Origin of the sequence: Rathayibacter sp. Leaf299, assembly GCF_001423055.1 — a bacterium.
Classification (GTDB): Bacteria; Actinomycetota; Actinomycetes; order Actinomycetales; family Microbacteriaceae; genus Rathayibacter; species Rathayibacter caricis.
On the sequence record NZ_LMNT01000001.1, the window covers coordinates 510,557 to 531,078 of the forward strand.

Sequence of the window (20,522 nt, forward strand, 5' to 3'; positions counted from 1 at the left end):
CCCCCCTCCGGAGCCCGTGGACCGGCCGATGCGCAGGTACCGGCTCGTGCTGCGCTCGGCGGTGGGGGTGCTGCTGCTCCTCGTGGCCTCGCTCACGGTGGCGACCACACGCCAGGGACCGCAGGTGACGAGCGTCCAGGTGAGCCCCGAGGGCGTGGTCGAGCGCGACGGGGCCCGGCTGCGCCTGCGGCTCGACCGCCCGGTGAACGGCTCGGTGGCCGAGCGCGTGTCGATCGAGCCGGCCGCCGGATCGGAGGTGACGGTGGTGGGCTCCGAGATCACGATCTCCTTCACCGAGCTGCTGCGCTACGGCACCGACTACACGGTGACGATCGCGGACGTCCGCTCCCGCACCGGCACGACGTCGGATCTCGTGACACGGTTCACGACGGCGGAGCCCGAGGTCCTCGCGCTCGAGACCTCGGACGACGGGCCGGACCGCATCACGGGCCGGCCGCTCGACGGCGGCGAGGAGCGGGTGCTCTTCGAAGCCGATTCCATGTCGGCCTACGCCGTGAGTGGGACGGTGCTGGCCGCGGTCGTGGAGGAGGGCGGCACGGCGCTCCTGGAGACGGTCGACGTCGTCACCGGCGCCCGGCGCACCGTCCCGATCCCCTCGGCGGTGATCGAGATCCGCGGTTCGTCGTCCGCTCCCCGCATCGGGTACACCGTCGCCACGGTCGACGGACCGGTGCTGCGGACGCTCGACGTCTCGGACCCCGAGGCGGAGCCCGTCGTCGTCGCCGGGCAGGACGGCGTTGCGCTCGCCATCGCGCAGTGGGCCTTCGAGCCCGGATCGACGTCGCTCGCCGCGCTCACCGAGGACGGCGTGCTCCTGCGCGTCGACGCGGGCACGGAGGCGCCGACCGTCCTCGGCGAGCACGGCGAATTGCGGGGGTTCGTGCCCGGGACGTCCGACCTGGTGGTGTCGGACCCGGGCGGGGGAGCCGTAGTGGATCTGCGCACCGGCCGGGAGGCTCCGCTCGAGCTGCCCGCCCGGGCGGACGGCGCGGCGTCGAGCGAGGAGCGGCTGCTCGACGGATCCTCCTACCTGCGGACGGTCACGGACCGCTCGGGAGGCGCCTTCGACGTGTCCAGCGCCGTGGTCCTCTTCGACGGGTACGCCGAGCGGGAGCTGTTCCGGCCCGCGGAGGGATCGGCCCTCGTCTCGACGTGCCTGTCGCCGAACGGCCAGTACCTGGCGGTGCACACCGCCCCCGCCGGATCGACCGTGGTCGACCGCACCGTGCTGATCGACGTCGAGACCGGCGGGTCGGACCACGTGCTGGCGGGGGCGTCGCTCGACTGGTGCTGATCGCCGCGAGATGCCACTCCGGTACGCGTTCTCCGGCGTGTCGTGTACTGAAGTGGCATCTCGCGGAGGGGATCCGAGCGGGAAGCGTTACCGAACCGTTATCGGATCGGGGCCCGCGCGACCAAACCAGGGGTACCCGGTGAACGGGCAGGTCAGGGGCGAAAACTGCCCCTATGAACGAGACAGCGGGACCCGTGCGCCAGAGGCGATTCCTCCTGCTCGCCGCCCTAGCGGGGGTGGTCACCGCCGGTGTCCTCCTCGCGGTCGCCGAGCTGATCGCCCTCGCCGTCGCCCGGACGGCCAGCCCCGTCCTCGCCCTCGGCTCCTTCATCGTCGACATCGTGCCGCGGCCCCTCAAGGAGTTCGCGATCACGACGTTCGGCGAGAACGACAAGGTCTTCCTGCTCGCCGGGATCGGGGTCGCGGTGCTCGTCGCCGCCGCGCTCGCCGGAGTGCTGCAGCTGATACGGCCGCCGCTCGGGCAGCTCGTGCTCGTGCTCGCCGGCGTCCTCTCGATCGCCGCGATCGTCACGCGCGCCGGAGCGACTCCGCTGTCGGCCGTGCCGACCCTCGTCGGACTCGTCGTCGCGGTCGTCGTGCTGCACCTGCTCACCTCGCGCCTGCGCCGCTGGCGCTCGGCCCGGGCCGCGGAGGCGCAGGGGCGCGTGCCCGCCCACTCGGCCGGACTCGAGCGCCGCGGCTTCCTCCGCGTGTCGCTGATCGCCGCCGTCGGCGCGATCGTCGTCGGGGCAGGCGCCCGCGTCGTCAGCGCCGCCACCTCCACCATCGCCGGGGTGCGCGAGGCGCTGCGCCTGCCGAGCCCGCGCACGGCCCTGACCGTGCCCGCCGGCGCCGAGCTCGACATCGACGGGATCACGCCGCTCTTCACCCCCAACGCCGACTTCTACCGCGTCGACACCGCGCTCACCGTTCCGAGCATCGACCCGTCGACCTGGACCCTCACCATCACCGGCATGGTCGACCAGGAGGTCGTGCTGTCGTTCCAGGACCTGCTCGACATGGGCCTGGACGAGTACGGAGTGACGCTGACCTGCGTCTCGAACGAGGTCGGCGGCGGCCTGGTCGGCAACGCGAAGTGGCTCGGAGTCCCGATCCGCGACGTGCTCGCCCGCGCGGGCGTGCAGTCCGGAGCCGACATGGTCCTCTCGCGCAGCGTCGACGGCTACACCGCGAGCACGCCCCTCGAGGCCCTCACCGACGACGGGCGCGACGCGATCCTCGCGGTCGCCATGAACGGCGAGCCCCTCCCGCTCGAGCACGGCTTCCCGGTGCGGATGGTCGTGCCCGGCCTGTACGGCTACGTCTCGGCGACGAAGTGGCTGACCGAGCTGAAGGTGACCACCTTCGCCGCCGACGAGGCCTACTGGACCCCGCGCGGCTACTCCGCCGAGGCTCCGATCAAGATGTCGGCGCGCATCGACACCCCGCGCATCGACGCCGCGATCCCCGCCGGCCCGACGAAGATCGCCGGCATGGCCTGGGCGCAGACCGTCGGCATCGAGAAGGTCGAGGTGAGCATCGACAACGGCGACTGGCAGCCCGCGACGCTCTCGACCCCCGTCAACACCGACACCTGGGTGCAATGGTACGTCGACTGGCAGGCCGAGTCCGGCTCGCACTACGTCGCCGTCCGCGCGACGGACGCGAACGGCACCCTCCAGATCGAGGAGCGCGCCCCCATCGCCCCCAACGGCTCGTCCGGCTGGCAGCGCACCCTCGTCCGCGTCACCTGACCCCGTCTCCCTGCCACTGCGTTCAGAACCTCGGCCAGGAATGCCCGTCAGCCACGATGGTGGCTGAGCCCCACTTCCGGCCGAGGTTCTGCGCGGGCCGCACTGCGGGGGGCCGACGACGGGCCTGCACGAACAAGGCTCATCGGCCCGATCCGGCGGTTGTCGCGCGGATCGCTCGTCTCAGCCTTCGTTGTGACGCTCGCGGCGTTCGGAACCGAGGTCGGGAGCGGCTGCGCGTCCCGGATCGGCCGTCGCGGCCACTCCTGACCTCGGTTGCGGACGGGGCTACTCGGTGGCCGCCGGTCGGAAGGACTCCACGTGGTGCTCGGGCGCCAGGTGCAGCCCCGCGCCCAGCATGCGCTCGCGGAAAGTCGCGCCGACCGGCTCCGGGTCGAGGCGCCCTCGGCGGCGGAGCTCCGACTGCACGAGCCGCGCCTCCCTCTCGTCGAGTACGGCGATCGCCGCCCGTCATCAAGGACGGGCGGCGATCTGAACCAATCGGTTCGCCGTAGCGGAGGCAGTGCCTCGCGTCAGCTCCCGGACACCCCCGAGACCCCGAAGCGGAACACCAGTCGGCCGTCGCGCGGCCGCACGAGGTACTCCGGATGCGTCCGCGCCCCCCAGGAGTCGTCTCCCGCGACCCCGCGCCGCCGCAGCGCCGGCCGCAGCACGGTCCGCTGCACCGGGGGCAGCTCGTTCGGGTGCTGCGCGTTCTCGATCTCGAACGGCGTCCAGTGCAGCGCCGAGAACTCCATCCCGCCGTCGCAGTCGAGACGCAGGCCCCACCCGTCGTCGCCGGTGACCTCGGCCCAGCGCACGCCGGTGCGGCTGCCCGCCTCCTGAGGCTTCAGGTACGGGGTCAGCTCCCGCCCCACGTCGCTCGACCAGACGTCCAGCCGCGCGCCGAGGCGGCGGTCGGAGTAGCACTCGTCGGGTCCGTCGCCGTACCAGCGGAGGCGGTGCGCGTCGGCGCTCGTCGTCCACTGCATCCCGAACTCGGGCAGGTCGGGCAGGCCGTCCGGCACGTCCATGGCGACCGTGACCTCGATCCGCCCGTCGCCGGTCACCCGGTAGTCGACGTCGCAGAAGGCGCGCGGGGTGGTCGGCAGCTCGTAGGTGTACCCCACGGTCACGGCGCTGTCGTCGGAGGAGACCCGCGCGGTCCGCAGCGCCCCGCCCGCCGCCCGGGCGTACCGGCTCGCGAGCAGCCACTGGCCGTCCTCGAACGGCCCGCCCCAGCCGCGCTCGTTCGAGGTGGGCGCGTGCCAGAACGACGGCATCGGCATCGAGTCGAGCAGCTCGCGCCCGCCCTCGGCCCCGCCGCCCCAGCGGTAGGACTGCAGTCCGCCGTGCAGGCGCGAGAACAGCACGCTGAACCCCTCGCCGCGGACGCCCACGTTGTGGGTGCCCTCGACGACCTCGGGTCGCGGCCGGCTCTCGACGTGCGGTCGGCCGACCACCTCGAGCACCCGCTGACCGCGGGCCACCACGTGCCCCGCCTCGGCCCAGCGGGTCGACGACGCCAGCCGCAGCTCGACGTCGAGCGTGTACTCGCCCGGCAGCTCGGGCACCGGCACCGGGCTCGCGAAGGTCGCGCGCCCGCCGGGCTGGACCGCGGTCTCGAGCGGCTGCTCGGCCAGAACCCGCCCCTCCCGCCGCAGCGTCACGACCGCGTCGAACGCCGACGACGGAGTCGACAGCAGCCGGTTCTCGATCGCGATCCCCTCCTCCGACACATCGATCCGGAACGGCTGGTAGAGGAACGCGACCTCCTGCAGCTTCGGCGTGGGCGTGCGGTCGGCGAAGAGGATCCCGTTCCCGCTGAAGTCGCCGTCGTGCGGAGCCTCGCCGTTGTCGCCGCCGTAGCCGAAGTAGGGCACGCCGTGCCGGTCGACCATCGCGATCGCCTGGTCGGCGAAGTCCCAGATGAAGCCGCCCTGGAACAGCGGCTCCCGGGCGGCGAGATCGAGGTAGCGGTCTACCGCGCCAAACGAGTTGCCCATCGCGTGGGCGTACTCGCAGAGGATGAACGGCTTGTCGCGGTGCTCGCGCAGGTACTCCTCGACCTCGGCGGCCGGCGTGTACATCTGGCTGACCACGTCGGTCGTGTCGGGGTAGCGGGAGTCCCAGTGCACGCCCTCGTAGTGCACGGGCCGGTCGTCGACCTCGCGGAACCAGTCCGAGAGGTCGCGCAGCACGCTGCCGCCGAACGACTCGTTGCCGAGCGACCACATCACCACGCTCGGGTGGTTCTTGTCGCGCTCGACGAGACTCCGTGCGCGGTCGGCCAGCGCCGCGGCCCAGCGGGAGTCGTCGCCCGGCACGGCCTCCTCGAGCGGAGCGTCGAGGTAGCGCACCCGGTCCCACACGCCGTGCGTCTCGAGGTTCATCTCGTCGATGACCAGGAACCCGTACTCGTCGGCGAGCTCGTAGAAGAAGGAGTTGTTGGGGTAGTGGCTGGTGCGGATCGCGTTCACGCCGGCGCGCTTGAGGATCCGCAGGTCCTCCTCCGTCTGCTCGCGCGTGACGACGCGGCCGTCGACGCCGAACTCGTGGCGGTTCACTCCGAAGAACACGATGCGGCGGCCGTTCAACCGCAGCACCCCGTCCTCGATCCCGAAGCGGCGGAGGCCGACCGACTGGGGGACCACCTCCGTCTCGGCGCCCTCGGCGTCGCGCACGCGCACGATCAGGCGGTGCAGGTGCGGGTCCTCGGGGCTCCACAGCCGCGGGTCGGCGAGTCGGAGGCGGTGCCGCCCGTCCTCGTCCTGCCGCAGCACGCCGACGCCCTCGAGCTCGACCACCACCGAGCCGTCGCCGTCGAGTCTCGGCTCCACCGCGATCTCGGCCCAGGAGTCGCCGACGACGGTCGTCACGCGCAGGTCCTCCAGGTGCGTCCGCGGGCGCCGCAGCAGCACCACGTCGCGGAAGATCCCGGAGAAGCGGAAGAAGTCCTGGTCCTCGAGCCACGACCCGGCGCTCCACTTGACCACCTTCGCGGCCAGCACGTTCTCGCCCTCGACCAGCAGGTCGGTGAGGTCGAACTCGGCGGGCGAGAAGCTGTCGGCCGAGAAGCCGAGCCAGCGCCCGTTCAGCCAGAGCGCGATGGCGCTCTCGGCGCCGCGCACGTCGAGCGCGATCCGCTCGCCGGGCTCCAGTGGCGCGTCGAGGGTGAACACCGTCCGGTACGACGCGACGGGGTTGAAGCGCTGCGGAGCCTGCCCGGGGGCGAGGTCCTCGTGCCCGTCCCACGGGTACTGCGTGTTCACGTACTGCGGGCGGTCGTAGCCGTGCAGCTGGATGTGCGCGGGGACCGGGATCGTGTCCCAGTCGTCCGCGTCGAAGTCGGGCTGCTCGAATCCGGGTACCGTGCCCGCGAGATCGGGCGAGTAGTGGATCCGCCAGCGCCCGTTCAGCGACTGCTCGAACGAGCTGACGCCGGTCGCGGCCTCGTCCACCGAGCGGAACCAGCGGTGGTCGGAGTGGGCCGGGCGCCGGTTCTCGGCGAAGTACCCCGGATCCGACAGCCGCGACGGGTCGAACCCCGGCGAGGCGGCTGCGGCCGGCCGCGGATCGTGCGCGAGGCTCACTTGATCGCTCCCGTGATGCCCTCGGCGAACGAGCGCTGCAGGATCATGAAGACGACCATCGTCGGCACCGAGGCCAGCAGCACGGCCAGCATCAGCACTCCGTAGTCGGTGACGTAGCCCGCGGCGAGGTTCGAGATCAGCATCGGCATCGTCTGGAAGTCGTTGTTGACCAGGATCACCTTGGGCCAGAGGAAGTTGTTCCACGCGGTCATGAAGGTGATGACGGCGGCGGCCGCGTAGGTCGACTTCATCGACGGCAGGTAGATGCGCGCGAAGATGCCCAGCTCGCTCACTCCGTCGATCCGCGCGGCCTCGATGATCTCGTAGGGGAACGAGCGCGAGGCCTGACGGAACAGCAGGATCAGGAACGGCGTCGAGATCGCCGGGATGATCACCGCGGCGAGCGAGTTGACCATCCCGAGCTCGGCGAAGACCTGGAACAGCGGGATCATGGTCGCCGCGAACGGGATCATGATCGCGATCAGGAGGATCGCCATCACGAGGTCCTTGCCCCGCGAGTGGAAGACCTCGAAGCCGTAGCCGGCGATCGAGCAGACGATCAGGGCGAGGATCGTGGTGCCGACGGCGACGGTGGCGGAGTTCCACATCGCTCCGCCGACGTCCTGCAGCCCCGAGAGCTTGCTGAAGTTCTCGAACAGCTGCGTGCCGGGCAGCATCCGCGAGTCGAGCACGTCCTGGCTGGTGTTGGTCGCCGAGACGGCCATGAAGTACAGCGGGAAGATCGAGAAGATCGCGAAGACCGTCAGGAACGCGTACTTCGGCACCGCGCGCAGGCGCGAGGCCACCGGAACCGAGCGCTTGGCGGGGGTCGAGGGCCCGGAGGACTCCGTCTCGGGGAGCGAGAGGACGGCATCCGTCACGGGGAGGGTGCGGGCGGGGTCAGTCACGCTTGTCACCGACTTTCAGCTGGGCGAACGCGAGGACCGCGACGAGGATGAGGATCACGTACGACAGCGCCGACGCGTAGCCGAAGTTCGGGTTCTTGAGGAACGAGACCTCGTAGAGGTAGTGCGACATCGACATCGTCGTGTACGCCGGTCCGCCCCGGGTGAGCGCCCACGACTCGTCGAAGAGCTGCAGGGTGCCGTTCGTCGACATGATCGCGGTGAGCAGGATGATCGGCTTCAGCTGCGGGATCGTGACGTGGAAGAAGGTCTGCAGCGAGCTCGCGCCGTCCATCTTCGCCGCCTCGATGCTCGAGTAGTCGACGTTCTGCAGGGCCGCCAGGTAGAAGACCATGTTGTAGCCGGTCCAGCGCCAGAGCAGTCCGAGGATGATGACGAAGCGCGCGGTGTCGGGGTTGCCGAGCCAGTTGACCGGGCTGTCGATCAGGCCGATGCCCAGCAGCAGGTCGTTGACGAAGCCGTCGTTCGCGAAGATCGTGCGGAACACCAGCGAGTAGGCGACGAGCGAGACGGCGCAGGGCAGGAAGATCGCGGTGCGCCAGAAGGTCTTGTACTTCAGCGTGCGGTCGTTGAGCAGGTTGGCGAGCACCAGCGCCATGATCAGCATCACGGGCACCTGGATGAGCAGGTAGATGAAGGTGTTCTGCAGCGTCAGGCGGAAGATCTCGTCCTGCAGCAGCCGCTCGTAGTTGAGCCAGAAGGGCTCGGCGAACGAGAGGTTCGCGCCGCGTCCGGTCTGCAGCGAGAGCAGGAACGCCTGCGCCATCGGCAGGAAGCTGACCAGCAGGATCAGCAGCGACGCAGGCAGGAGGAAGGCCCAGCCGGTGAGGCTGCGGCGGCGCTCGCCGGTCATCCTCACGGGTCGGCGGGAGTCGCGCTGCCTCTGCGGCGGAACGCGGGGTCGGGTGCGCGGTGGCGCGGAGGTCGTCACGGGGTGCTCGCAATCTGCAGGAGGAGAGGGAGGGGGGACCGGGCCGGGGCGTGCGCCCCGGCCCGGTCTGGAGCGGTCAGCTCATCGCGAACTCGACGTTCGCCTGCGCCTCCTCGAGCGCCTTGGCCGGGTCGGCGCCTCCGATGATCTGCGTGATCGCAGCGCTGACGGAGTCGCGGCCCTCGTAGTAGTACGCACCGGTGTTGTTGCTGGGCACCTCGGCGCCGAACTGGGCGACCTCCGAGAAGATCGGCTGTCCGCCGAAGTACTCGCTGGGCTGCTCGTAGGCGGCCGACGAGGCGGCGGGGAGCCAGTTGGCGACCGCTCCGGTGGCGGGGAGGATCGTGTCGTACAGCTCGGTCGAGCCGGCGAAGGTCGACGCGAGGAAGTCGGTCGCGAGGTCGACGTCGGCGTTCGAGCTGATCGTCCACGACGATCCGCCGTTCGCGGTGTAGTTGGTCGCACCGTCGACGCTGTCGAGCGACGGCACGTTGGTGACCTGCCACTTGCCGGCCTGGTCCTCGGCGGCCTGGATGGAGCCGACGATCCAGATGCCGTTGATGGTGCCGCCGACCGAGCCGTTCACGAACGTGCCGAGGTACTCGTCCCACGAGTTGACCTCGACGAAGACGCCCGACTCGACGAGCTGCTTGTAGGTGTCGATGGCGCTGAGCAGCGCGTCGTTGTCGCTGATCGTGGGCATGCCCTCGTCGTCGAAGAGGCTCGCTCCCGCGCTCTGCAGCATCATCATGATCATGTCGGCGGAGCCGGCCTGGCCCGACAGCAGCGGCGAGCCGGTCTTCGCCAGGACGTCCTTGCCCTTGGTGAGGAAGTCGTCCCAGGTGATGTCGGTGAAGTCGTCGATCGTGTAGCCGGCCGCCTCGAGGACGTCGGTGCGCAGCGCGGTGACCGCGGTGCCCGAGTCGAACGGGACGCCGTAGTTGACGCCGTCGACGGTGGAGTACGCGGTGACGGCCTCGGGGAACTCCGAGAAGTCGACGGCGTCGGTCGAGATCTCGCTGAAGATCTCGGGGTAGTTGAGCGCGTTCTTCTGGAACGCGTTGTTCTGCATGAGGAAGATGTCGGGCAGCTCCTCGTACTGCCGCGACTGGGCGAGGGTCGTGAGCTTGGGCTGCAGGTCCTCCCACGGCGTCTCGATGATGTCGAGCGAGAAGTCCGGGTTGTCCTCCTGGTAGATCTTCTCGGCCTCCTCGAGGGCCGCGATGTTGAACGCCGGGTCCCAGGCCCAGACGGTCAGGGTGTTGTCCCCGTCGCCTCCGCCGTCGCCGCCGGAGGACGAGCCTCCGCCGGAGCAGGCCGTGAGGGCGAGAGCGAGGGGGAGGGCGACGGCCACGGCGGTCGTGACCTTCTTGGAGAGAGTTCGCACGGTGTCTGTTCCTTGTCTGTGATGGCAGGTGCTGTGTCGGGTGCTGGAGGGTTTCCGCGGCGTTCCCGGAGGGGCGGATCGTGGTCGGATCCGCTCCTCCGGGGTCGGCCGGGGGCGCACTCGGGGGTCCGAGTGCGAGCGGAGGGAGGTCAGCGCAGGGGCTGCCAGGGGCCGTACGGGTCGCCGGGGGCCTGGTTGCGCGTCCACCACTTCGCGCGGAAGCGCTGTCCCTGGTGGACGACGACGTCGCCGGTGTCGAAGATGCGCGAGGCGGTCCAGATCGCCGTGCCGTCGGGCGCGGTCAGGATCTGCTGCCACGGTCCGTTCACGTCGCCCGGCTTCTGGTTGCTCGAGTACCAGGAGGCGCGCCACTCGGATCCGGCGTAGAGCACCGCAGCACCCTTCTGGTAGACCGCCTTCGCGTTCCAGGCCGGCAGCACCGACACGGTGAGGGGGGCCTCGACGGTCGCCCCCTCGGCGAGGAGCGCCGGGAGGACCGCGACGGTCGCGGTGCGCACGCCCGCCGTCGTCGTCACGAACCCGGTGACCCGGTACTCGCTCGCGGCGAGGGTGCGGGTGCCGCCGTCGGCGAGCGCCGCGGTGACCGTGATCGAGGCGGGGTCGAACGCGGCTCCGACCGGCACGAGCACCGTCGCCGGGGCGACGACGATCGAGCGGACGGCGGGGACGAGCGCGGCGCGGGCCGCCTCCAGCGCGGTGCGGGCGGCGTCGACGGCCGCCTGCGTCGCCGGACCGGCGAGCACGGCGGTCGCCGCCGACCGGGCCTCGGCGAACGGAGCCCAGCTGCCGACCGTGGAGTCGGCGGGCACGAGGCCGGTCGTCGCGTCGACGAGGGCCTGCAGCGGCGCCGTGTCGACGCTCTGCTTCCGCAGCGACAGCGCGTCCACGCTCACCGACTGCCCGCCGGTGCCGGTCGCGGTGATCGCGACGCGGGCGGTGCCGGCCGGCAGGACGAACTGCTCGGACACGACGTCCGTCCATACGGCGGTCACGGGGATCGCGGTCGTGTGCGTCACGCCGTCGGCGCCGGTGACGGACACCTGCGCGGCGGTGAGGCCGCCCGGGTTGCTCGCCTTCAGGGCCAGGGAGTAGACGCCCGCGGGCACCTCCTCCTCCTGCTGCACCCCGCCCGAGAAGGCCTCGGCCGCGCCGAGCCGGAGGGCGAAGCGGGAGCCGTCGGCGCCCGGCGAGGTGTTCTGCACGAAGGCGGTGGTGGCGGAGGAGGGGTCGGTGACCTGCGTCCATCCGGTCACGGTCGTCACGGCGATGCGGTCGGCGGCGAAGTCGGGGTTGAGGATCCAGTTGTTGCCCTCGCCCACCTCCCACGCGCCGGTGCGGGCGTTGATCTCCCACTCGCTGAGCGAGTTGAACGACACGTCGGCGCCGGTGCCGGAGAGCGGCACCCACTGGTTGTAGCCGAGTCCGTTCCAGGCGAAGTCGGCCCAGCGGTCGCCGGCGTAGATCACGGTGTCCTGCTCGGTGCCTTGCACGGTGAGGAAGAAGCCGCTCTGCGTGACGTGGCTGTAGTCCTTCTCGGTGCCCGGCAGCACGTACATGCTCGAGTAGGGGCCCTGGATCCGTCCCTCGAGCGAGCGCACGAGGTAGGTCTGCGAGGTGTTCCAGCCGTGCAGGTCCGAGCTCGCGACGTAGTACTGGCCGTCGAGCTTGAACATCGCGTTGCCCTCGCGGCCCGCGCCGCGGTACACCTCGACGGCGGTCTCGACCGAGAGCGAGTCGGCGTCGCTGATCTTGCCCACGTAGGTGCGGCTGCGGCCGTCGCGGTACGAGAAGACCAGGTAGTCCGAGCCGTCGTCGTCGGTGAAGACGGTCTGGTCGCCGGTGCCCTGGTTCCAGCCGGGCTTGTTCGGGTTGTTGTAGACGCCCGGGATGTGGGTCTGCAGGTTCGCGTACTCGAAGTCGTCGACGGGGGAGTCGCCGCTGAGGAACAGCACACCGGCGTTGGTGATCCGAGCGGGGTCCGGGCTCTCGAACTGGGTGAGCAGCACGTAGCGTCCCGTGTTCTCGTTGTAGGCGACTCCGAGGCGCCCGATCCAGACGGCGTCGGCGAGCGTCTCCATGTCCGAGAAGTAGGAGCCCGTGACGTCCTTCGACGTCGGGATGTGCAGCGGGGTGTCCTTCGTGGCGACGTCGTTCTCGAACGTCCAGTTCACGAGGTCCTCGGAGGAGTACGCGGTGACGGCCACGAAGTCGACCTCGCCGGCCCGCGTGTAGGTGCGGGTGGGGGAGTCGTAGTACTGCTGCGAGCCGGTGTACTCGACGCCGTACCAGTAGTAGCGGTCGCCGAAGCGGAAGATGCCGCCGCCCTGCGAGAAGATCGGGTCGCCCGCGGTGTCGCGCCAGAAGCGGTTGTTCTCGATGGTCTGCAGGTCGCCGTCCGAGAGCGGGTCGAGCGCGGCGGCCGTCGTCTGCAGGCCGTTCTTCGCGGCGACCACGGCGGAGGCGCTCGCGGCCGGGTCCTCCAGCACGTCGCCGGCCGTCACGGTCGCGGCGGCGAAGGGCGCCCACGACTCGGCCGTGTAGGCGGAGGGGACGCGGGTGCGGTACTGCTCGAGGATCTCGCGCAGCCCCGAGACGCGCACCAGGGCGGTCGCGGCCTGCTCGAGGTCGGCGCGGGCGGCGATCAGCTCGGCGTCCGTGGCGGCGGCGGAGTCGCGCACCGCGGTGGCGGCCGCGAGCTCGGCCGAGAAGGCGGTCCAGGAGGAGGCGGTGAAGTCGTCGGCGGACGACGCGCCCAGCCGGTCGAGTGCCTCCGTGAGGCGCGCCCGCTCGTCGACCTGCGTCGTGGCGGTGAACTCGGCCGAGGCGTGGTTGATGAAGCCCACGGTGACCACGCGCAGGACGTGCTCGCCCGGCTGGAGGCCCGTGTGGCTGAAGATCGGCACCGTGGTGGTCGACCGGGCGCCGCGGTAGTCGGCCGAGCCGACCTTCACTCCGTCGACGAAGACGTCGGCCGTGCCGTTCGTGGTGGCCTTGCGGCCCGAGAGGGCGATGGTCTCGCCGGTGAACGCGATCTCGAACGCGGCTCCGCCGGTCGCCCAGGTGTGGGTGCTGTTCTTCGACCAGGCGCCCTCGTAGAAGGTCTTCAGCGGCGTGCCGCGGACGGTCGTCGTGTCGGTGAAGGCGACCGTGGAGGTCTGCACCTCGGCGGCTTCGGCGCTCGACACGGCGGTCTGGCCGGTGAGCACGAGCAGTCCGGCGAGAAGCGCCGCGACGAGGGCGGTGAGCCGTCGAGTCGCGGGCCGGGTGGCCGGGCGGGTGGTCGATCGTGGGATCGATCGCGTCAAGGGAGTCCTCCGTCGTCGCAGGTCCTACGTGGTACAGCGCTGTACCACGGGGGCGAATCTAGACCGAGGACGGCTCCGTCCGCAAGAAGCGTTTTCCGACAGTCCTCGTCGTCGCCCGCTCGATCACCCTGGAGTGGGCGAACTCGGTCGTCGGCGCGCCCGCCGCGCGGTCGATCCGGGCGATCAGCTTGTCGAGCGCGGTCTCCGCGATCCAGTCGATCCGCGAGTCCATCGTCGTGAGCGGCGGATTCAGGTACGCGGACTCCTCGACGTCGTCGAAGCCGATGACCTGGACGTCCTCGGGGAGGCGCAGGCCCCCCTCGCGCAGCGCCGAGACCGCTCCGATCGCCAGGCCGTCGTTGAGGCAGACGAGGCCGTCGAACGACCGTCCGGACTCGATGAGATCGCGGGCCACCCGGAATCCCGAGCCGATGGTCCAGTCGTAGCCGGTCACTCCGACCAGGCGCGGATCGAGGGTGCCGCCCCACGCGGTCACCTCCTCGAGCACCCCGCGCAGGCGCAGCTCGGCGTTCCCCTCGCGCGCGGCGCCGATGCCCGTAGCGTCGAACGGCACGTGCGCGCCCACCACCGCGATCGACGTGCTGCCGCGCTCGAGCAGGTGCGCGGTGGCGGTGCGGGCGTCGTCGACGTCGTCCGTGGTCACCCGATCGGTCAGGCCGTAGGTGTTCCGCGAGCCGAGGCAGACGAGCGGATACGGCACGTCCAGCGCCTCGCGGTCGAGCGTCTCGTGCTCGGACAGCGAGAGCAGCAGCCCGTCGGTGAGCTGAGAGTTGAACTGCTGCAGCAGCCGGCGCGAGCCCGTGCGGCCCTCGTCCGGGTACGTCGTCACGTAGACGACGAGGTCTCTCCGGCGCGCGGTGTCGACCACGACCTCGGCGAGCTCGGCCAGGTAGGCGGCCTTCAGGGTGGGCACCGCCAGCGTGACGGAGTCGGTGCGCCCGCGGGTCAGGTTCCTCGCGGCGACGTTCACGGTGTAGCCCAGCTCGTCCACCGCCGCCCGCACGCGCTGACGGGTCTCGTCGGCCATCCGCCCGGTGCCGTTGACGACGTTCGACGCGGTCTTCAGCGACACCCCGGCGTGCTCGGCGACGGCCAGCAGCGTGGCCTTCCTGCGCGGCGGTGCCATCGCGTCCCCCTCCGGTGCGGCGCGGTGCCCGTGCACCGTGCTCCCGCCCATGGATACACCACGGCTCGTGGGACGCGGCAGGGTGCCGCTACGCTGACGCGGGTCCGGCCGAGGGGAGCGACGCGATGACCACCGCTCCGACGAGGCGATCGCTGCTGCTCGAGAGCGTCGTCGACCACATCCTCGAGCACGGCGTGGCGACCGTGTCGCTGCGTGCTCTGGCCCGCGCGGCCGACTCCAACAACCGCATGCTGCTCTACTACTTCGGCTCCCGCGCCGAGCTGCTGTCGGAGGCGCTCATCGCCGCGGCCGTGCGCTTCCCCGACATGCAGCGCGCGGCCGACGAGCTGCTGGTGCCCGGCCGCCCGCTCGGCGAGCGGCTCGACCGATCCTGGGAGGCGCTCGCCTCGGCGGGCAACCGGCCCTACCTGCGGCTGTTCTTCCAGGTCTTCGGGCTCGCGGCGTTCGAGCAGGCCGAGGAGTGGCGGGCGACGCGCGGCCGCTTCGACGAGTTCCTGCAGCCGGAGCTGCGCCGGGCGCTCGCCGAATCCGGCGTGCCGGCGGAGGAGGTGCCCGTGCTGGCCCGCGAGATCGTGGCGTTCTGGCGGGGCCTCGAGATCCTGCTGATCTCGCTCGACGACGACGCCGGCGTGGATGCGGTGCGCGTGCGCGCCCACGCCGACCTGCTGGCGCGCCTGCCGTCGCCTCGTCAGCAGAACTCAGGCTGAGGGGCTCGATCCGCGCCGATGCGACGGATCGGCTGCGCTGAGCCTTACTTCTGCGGGTCGGAGCGCTTCGAGAAGCCTTCGCGCTCGCCCAGCAGCCCCGCGATCACCGCACCGAACTCCGCCCGCAGCCGCGCCTTCTGCTCCGGTGGGCAGAACGCGGCTTCCACCCCGTTCCGTGCGATCGTGCAGGCCTCCTCGATCCCGAGCCCCAGCGCGGGCAGCGCCTCCCGGTACTCGCGGCCGATGTCCGTGCGGAAGAACACGGCGTCGTCCGTCGACACCGTGACGCGCAGCCCCGCCCGCACCATCTCCGCGATCCGGTGCTGCGGGTCGAGCGTCCATCCCGAGCAGATCGTCGTCGACACCGGAGTGGTCGTGAATCCGATGCCGGAATCCCGGGCTCTCGCGACCAGATCCGGGTCGTCGAGGATCCGGTAGCCGTGGTCGATCCTGTCGACCTGCAGCACGTCCAGCGCGATCCGCACGGAGTCGGGCTCGGAGCGGTCCGTCTCGCCGACGTGGGCGGTGAGCGCGAGTCCCGAGCGGCGCGCGAGCGCGAACGCCTCGCGGAACCGGCCGGGATCCTCCGCGCCCTCGGGCGTCAGATCGTCCATGCCGAGGGCGACGACCTCCTCGCGCGGGTGCCGGCGGATCGTCTCGACCAGCTCGACGGCGCTGCCCGCGGACTCCCTGCGGTTCACGGCCACGACCATCCGGAATCCCACGCCGAGGTCGGCCTCCGCGGCGCGCAGTCCGTCGAGGATCGGATCGAGCACGTCGGCGTACCCGAGCCCGCTCCAGCCGAGGTAGGCCGAGTCGGCGAAGTACTGCGGGTTGATCGCGTACTCGCGGTAGCGCAGTCCCTGGGCCGCCGCCGCGCGCACCCCGTCGTAGGCGACCGTCGCGAGGTCGGCGGGCGTCCGCAGCACCCGGTGAGCGGCGCGGAAGGCGACCAGGAACTCCTGCAGGTCGGCGAAGTCGAACAGCGTCGCCGGGTCGGTGGACGGCAGCTCCACCCCGTAGCGGTCCGCCGAGGCGACGAGATGCGCGGCGCTCATCGTCGACGCGAAGTGGCAGTGCAGCTCCGTCTTCGGCAGCCTCCGCAGAACCTCGTCGTCGTCGATCCCGGCCTGCTGCTCCACTGCACTCATGCCCCCATGCTGCCAGCGCCCGCCTCACCCTTCGCAGACCGCGGCGCCCTCCTCGAGCGCTGGTGGATCTCGATACGCGCGCTGCGCGCGCTACTCGATCAGCAGGGGTGGCCCGGCCTCTCCTTCGCTGGTCGAGTAGCGGCCGCAGGCCGCGTATCGAGACCCCCGTCCTCCAGTGCTGGTGGATCTCGATGCACCCGCTGCGCGGTCCACTCGATCGGCAGGGGAGTCGCGGCACTCCAGGGGACGCGAACCGGGCTTCGCGCCTGCGCCGGAGCCCGTTCCCCGCCCAGTCGGCGTCACTGGCCCCGCCGAGTCGTCGCGAACCGGGTCGTCGATGTGCTTCAGGCCCCGCTTCGCGTCCAGTCGACCTCGGGCCGGGCGCCGTTGTCGAAGTTGGACACCCAGAGTTTATCCAGCGCTCGAATCAATTCGACTAGGCTTCGAGCATGACTGAGAACACCTCCGAGCTCCGGGTCGGCGTCGTCGGCCTCGGCTTCGCCGGCACCACCCACCTCGACGCCTTCCAGGCCCTTCCCGGCGCGCGCGTCGTCGCCCTCGCCGGTCAGGAGGAGGCGCGCCTGCGCGAACTCGGCGCGACCCGCGACGTCCCCGACCTCTACTCCGACTGGGAGGACCTCGTCGCGCGCGACGACCTCGACGTCGTCTCGATCGGCGTGCCCAACCACCTGCACCACCCCATCGCCGTCGCCGCGCTGGCGACCGGCAAGCACGTCTTCTGCGAGAAGCCGCTCGCGACCACCGCCGACCTCGCCGCCGAGATGGTCGAGGCCGCTCGCGCCGCCGACCGCGTGCTGGAGATCGCCTACAACCATCGCCGCCGCGCCGACGTGGCGTACCTCCGCCGCTACCTCGACGACGCTCCGCTCGGCGACGTCTACCACGCCCGCGCGAGCTGGCAGCGGCGCACCGGCATCCCCGGCATCGGCTCCTGGTTCACCAGCAAGGCGCTGGCCGGAGGCGGTCCGCTGATCGATCTCGGCTCGCACGTCCTCGACATCGCGCTGCACCTGCTCGACGAGCCGCGCGTCACCAGCGTCTCGGCCGTCGCCTACGGCGAGATCGGGCGCTCCGGGCGCGGCGGCCGCCCCTACGGAGTCGCGGCGAGCGGCACGCACGCGTTCGAGGTGGAGGACTTCTCGAGCGCGCTCCTGCGCCTGGACAACGGACGCAGTCTGCAGCTCGACGCCTCCTGGGCCAGCTACTCCAAGGTCGACGAGGACATCGAGGTCGAGCTCCTCGGCTCCGCGGGCGGCGCCCGCCTGCACGTCGCCGACTACGCGACGGAGGGCACCGTGACCCTCTACTCCGAGGTCGCCGGCGCCCCCACCACCTCGCGCCCGACCATCCCGGTGCCGTCGGGCCACCACCGCTCGGTCATCGCCGAGTTCCTCGACGCGATCGCCTCGGGAGCCGACGTCCCGGCCGGCGAGCCCCGCTACTCCGGTCACTACGGCGAGTACGCGCTGCACCGCAGCCGCGTGATCGACGCGATCTACCGCTCCGCAGCCGAGAAGAAGGAGGTGGCGGTCGCATGAGCGCCCTCGACACGACCCCCGCGAGCACCCCGGCCGGACCCGTCGAGGTCCTCGTCTGGAACGAGTTCCGCCACGAGACCCGCGGCGACGAGACGGTGATGAAGCACTACCCGGAGGGCATCCACCGGGTCATCGCGGAAGGCCTCACGGAATCACTCGGCGACGGCGTCGCGGTGCGCACCGCGACGCTCCCCGAGCCCGAGCACGGTCTCACCGAGGAGGCGTTGGCACGCACCGACGTGCTCCTGTGGTGGGGCCACATCGCGCACGGCGAGGTGTCGGACGAGGTGGTGCAGCGGGTGCTGCGGCACGTGCAGGAGGGGATGGGAATCCTGGTACTGCACTCCGGCCACTACTCCAAGATCTTCCAGGCGCTGATGGGCACGACGTGCTCGCTGAAGTGGCGCAACGATCAGGACCGCGAGCTGGTCTGGACGATCGCTCCGACGCATCCGATCGCGCAGGGTGTTCCGAGCCCGATCGTGATCCCGCAGCAGGAGATGTACGGCGAGTACTTCGACATCCCTGTGCCGGAGGAGACGGTGTTCCTCTCGACGTTCACCGGCGGCGAGGTGTTCCGCTCGGGAGTCACCTACACGCGGGGCCTCGGGAAGGTGTTCTACTTCTCGCCCGGCGACCAGGACTACCCCGTCTACCACCACCCCGACATCCAGCGCGTGCTCGCGAACGCCGTCCGCTGGGCCCGCCCGACCCGCGAGCGCACCCCGCTCACCGCCGACCACCACCCCCGCGGCTGGTTCGAGAGCTGACGCCTCCCCCCTTGCTGGTCGAGTAGCCCCGCAGGGGCGTACCGAGACCCACCAGGTCCGGAGTCGGCGGATCTCGATACGCCCGCTGCGCGGTCTACTCGATCAGCAGGGGGAGGCGGCGCCCCTTCCCTTGCTGGTCGAGTAGCGCCGCAGGCGCGTCTCGAGACCCGATGCCCGCAGCCCGGCCGCCTAGAGTGCCGGGGTGACCGACCTCCTCGACCTCGTGGCGCGCGAGCCCGACGCGGTCCTGCGCTACGGAGCGGCTCCGCAGCAGATCGCGGACCGCTACGCCCCGCGATCATCCGGCCGCGGACGCGTCGTGCTCGTGCACGGCGGATTCTGGCGCGCCCGCTGGGATCGCAGCCACCTCCGTCCGCTCGCCGCGGCGCTGGCCGACCGCGGGTACGACGTGCTGCTGCCCGAGTACCGCCGGGTCGGCGATCCCGGAGGCGGCTGGCCGGGGACCGGAGCCGACGTCGTCGCGTTCCTCGCAGCCCTGCCCGTTCTCGTGGGCGCGGCTCCGCGGACGACGCTCGTCGGACACTCCGCCGGCGGGCACCTCGCCCTGTGGTCGCAGGCCGCGCATCCGTCGCCCCACGTCGAGGCGGTCGTGGCGCTCGCCGGAGTCGCCGACCTGCGCGCCGCCGCCGAGCTGGGCCTCAGCGACGCCGCCGTGCTCGAGCTGCTCGGCGACCATCCGCTCGCCCCCGCCGACCCGCTGCAGCTGCCGACACCTCCGATGCCCGTCACCCTCGTGCACGGCACGGACGACTCCGATGCGCCGCCGTCCCTCAACCGTGCCTACGCGGCCCGGCATCCGTCCACGCGCCTCCTCGAACTCGCCGGAGCCGACCATTTCGATCTCGTCGACCCGCGCACCCCCGCCTTCGACACCCTCCTGACCCTGCTGCCGTGACCGCGCGAGCGCCCGAGCGCTACAGCGCCGGCGGGTACAGGAAGAGGGGCACCTGCGCCGTCGGGTACGTCCGCGTCACGTAGCTGTGCTTGCCGCCGTAGTTGTACTCCTCGAGGAGCACCGTGCCGTCGTCGTTCACCTTCTGCACGTACGAGACGTGGTTGTAGGTCCACCACGCGACGCAGCCCACGATCGGCACGCTGCTCGTCGCCCAGCCCTTGGCGGCCCAGTTGTCGGGCCACTCCCACGCGCTGCCGCCCATCGGGGTGATGTTCCCCCAGGTGTACGTCCACGGCGCCGCGGTCGCGCCGGCGTCGCGGTTGAGGCGCCAGGCGACGAAGTCGACGCACTCGCGGTAGTAGTAGCCGAGCGGCGAGAGTCCGCCGCCGTCGTCGTCGATGGTCTCGGAGGGCCACGGGTAGTCGTCGCCCACGGCGCGCGTCTGCACGGTCGTGAACTCTCCGCCGTTCGAGCCCGAGAGCACGGCCGCCTGGCGGCTCGCCTCGTCGAGCTGCGCCTGCGTCGGCGCAGCGAAGGCGTCGCGCACGGCGGTCTGCCCGGCGGTCTCGGAGGAGACGGTGAGGTTCTGCAGTCCCGCGCGGTTCGCGGCGGTGCCCGCTCCGCCCGAGGCGGCGGTGGTGCCGCGGGCGCCGTACGCCGGGATCGCGGTGGTCGCGACGAGTCCGCCGACGATCGAGAAGGTGGCGAAGCCGAGCGCGCGGCGGCTGAGAGAGGGGGTGCTCGACGCGGCGGGGCGGGCGGAGGAGCGCGGGGTGGTCGCAGCGCGAGCGGGAGCGACGACGCGGGCCGCCGCAGCAGCCTCCGCCGCTCGCGCCTCGCGCCGCGTCGACGGCACCGGTGCCGCCCCCTCCACGCGCTCCGGATTCTCGGGAACGCCAGGGTTCGACACGCGCGCGTACTCCTCGGGATCGTCCGTCCGCGGGGCTTCGGGGCCACCGGCGGGGCCGGTCGGGCACCGGCGAGGAGCGAGTCTAACCCGACCCTCGCAGATAACGAAAGGA

The 20,522-nt window shown here is 71.5% G+C and carries 15 protein-coding genes; 6 read left to right on the forward strand and 9 right to left on the reverse strand.

Translation table 11 applies throughout. The features are described from left to right. Positions 1-28: 28 nt before the first annotated feature. Both ASF48_RS02250 and ASF48_RS02255 read left to right on the forward strand, forming a co-directional pair. Positions 29-1,315 carry an Ig-like domain-containing protein gene (locus ASF48_RS02250; protein WP_055785735.1) on the forward strand — a complete coding sequence of 429 codons (1,287 nt, stop codon included), beginning with the start codon at positions 29-31 and terminating at the stop codon, positions 1,313-1,315. Between the two features lie 173 nt (positions 1,316-1,488). After that, positions 1,489-3,069 (forward strand): molybdopterin-dependent oxidoreductase, encoded by a 1,581-nt coding sequence (locus ASF48_RS02255; RefSeq protein WP_055785740.1) that lies wholly within the window; start codon positions 1,489-1,491, stop codon positions 3,067-3,069. A 285-nt stretch (positions 3,070-3,354) separates the two neighbouring features. On the opposite strand, the gene ASF48_RS19215 is transcribed toward ASF48_RS02255, so the two are convergent. From ASF48_RS19215 to ASF48_RS02285, 7 genes are all read right to left on the reverse strand, one after another. Then, positions 3,355-3,495, reverse strand: a complete 141-nt coding sequence (locus ASF48_RS19215) for a hypothetical protein (RefSeq protein ID WP_157603021.1) — start codon at positions 3,493-3,495, stop codon at positions 3,355-3,357. A gap of 104 nt (positions 3,496-3,599) precedes the next feature. Continuing rightward, on the reverse strand, positions 3,600-6,659 hold the full coding sequence (locus ASF48_RS02260) for a glycoside hydrolase family 2 TIM barrel-domain containing protein (protein ID WP_082480926.1): 3,060 nt from the start codon (positions 6,657-6,659) through the stop codon (positions 3,600-3,602). Further along, entirely contained in the window at positions 6,656-7,567 is a 912-nt protein-coding gene (locus ASF48_RS02265; RefSeq protein WP_235577171.1) for a carbohydrate ABC transporter permease, read from the reverse strand. Before ASF48_RS02265 ends, ASF48_RS02260 begins: the two co-directional genes overlap by 4 nt. Beyond that, entirely contained in the window at positions 7,560-8,438 is an 879-nt protein-coding gene (locus ASF48_RS02270) for a carbohydrate ABC transporter permease (protein ID WP_055785743.1), read from the reverse strand. Before ASF48_RS02270 ends, ASF48_RS02265 begins: the two co-directional genes overlap by 8 nt. 154 nt (positions 8,439-8,592) lie before the next feature. Beyond that, positions 8,593-9,903, reverse strand: a complete 1,311-nt coding sequence (locus ASF48_RS02275) for an extracellular solute-binding protein (RefSeq protein ID WP_055785746.1) — start codon at positions 9,901-9,903, stop codon at positions 8,593-8,595. Between the two features lie 149 nt (positions 9,904-10,052). Further along, positions 10,053-13,229 (reverse strand): carbohydrate-binding protein, encoded by a 3,177-nt coding sequence (locus ASF48_RS02280; RefSeq protein ID WP_055785749.1) that lies wholly within the window; start codon positions 13,227-13,229, stop codon positions 10,053-10,055. Positions 13,230-13,287: 58 nt separating this feature from the next. Continuing rightward, positions 13,288-14,376: a LacI family DNA-binding transcriptional regulator gene (locus ASF48_RS02285; protein ID WP_055788791.1), complete on the reverse strand. Its 1,089-nt coding sequence runs from the start codon at positions 14,374-14,376 to the stop codon at positions 13,288-13,290. Positions 14,377-14,501: 125 nt separating this feature from the next. On the opposite strand from ASF48_RS02285, the gene ASF48_RS02290 reads away from it, so the two are divergent. Further along, positions 14,502-15,104 carry a TetR/AcrR family transcriptional regulator gene (locus ASF48_RS02290; protein ID WP_055785752.1) on the forward strand — a complete coding sequence of 201 codons (603 nt, stop codon included), beginning with the start codon at positions 14,502-14,504 and terminating at the stop codon, positions 15,102-15,104. A 44-nt stretch (positions 15,105-15,148) separates the two neighbouring features. On the opposite strand, the gene add is transcribed toward ASF48_RS02290, so the two are convergent. Beyond that, the gene (add, locus tag ASF48_RS02295) at positions 15,149-16,255 is read right to left on the reverse strand and encodes an adenosine deaminase (RefSeq protein WP_082480927.1); all 1,107 of its coding nucleotides are present in this window, start codon (positions 16,253-16,255) and stop codon (positions 15,149-15,151) included. 449 nt (positions 16,256-16,704) lie between these two features. On the opposite strand from add, the gene ASF48_RS02300 reads away from it, so the two are divergent. From ASF48_RS02300 to ASF48_RS02310, 3 genes are all read left to right on the forward strand, one after another. Next, the gene (locus tag ASF48_RS02300) at positions 16,705-17,814 is read left to right on the forward strand and encodes a Gfo/Idh/MocA family protein (protein WP_055785758.1); all 1,110 of its coding nucleotides are present in this window, start codon (positions 16,705-16,707) and stop codon (positions 17,812-17,814) included. Further along, the gene (locus tag ASF48_RS02305; protein WP_055785761.1) at positions 17,811-18,584 is read left to right on the forward strand and encodes a ThuA domain-containing protein; all 774 of its coding nucleotides are present in this window, start codon (positions 17,811-17,813) and stop codon (positions 18,582-18,584) included. Before ASF48_RS02300 ends, ASF48_RS02305 begins: the two co-directional genes overlap by 4 nt. A gap of 202 nt (positions 18,585-18,786) precedes the next feature. Beyond that, entirely contained in the window at positions 18,787-19,500 is a 714-nt protein-coding gene (locus ASF48_RS02310; RefSeq protein WP_055785765.1) for an alpha/beta hydrolase family protein, read from the forward strand. A gap of 19 nt (positions 19,501-19,519) precedes the next feature. Here the strand turns inward: ASF48_RS02310 and ASF48_RS02315 are convergent, their stop codons facing one another. After that, positions 19,520-20,410, reverse strand: a complete 891-nt coding sequence (locus ASF48_RS02315; RefSeq protein WP_157603022.1) for a CHAP domain-containing protein — start codon at positions 20,408-20,410, stop codon at positions 19,520-19,522. Between the last annotated feature and the right edge of the window lie 112 nt (positions 20,411-20,522).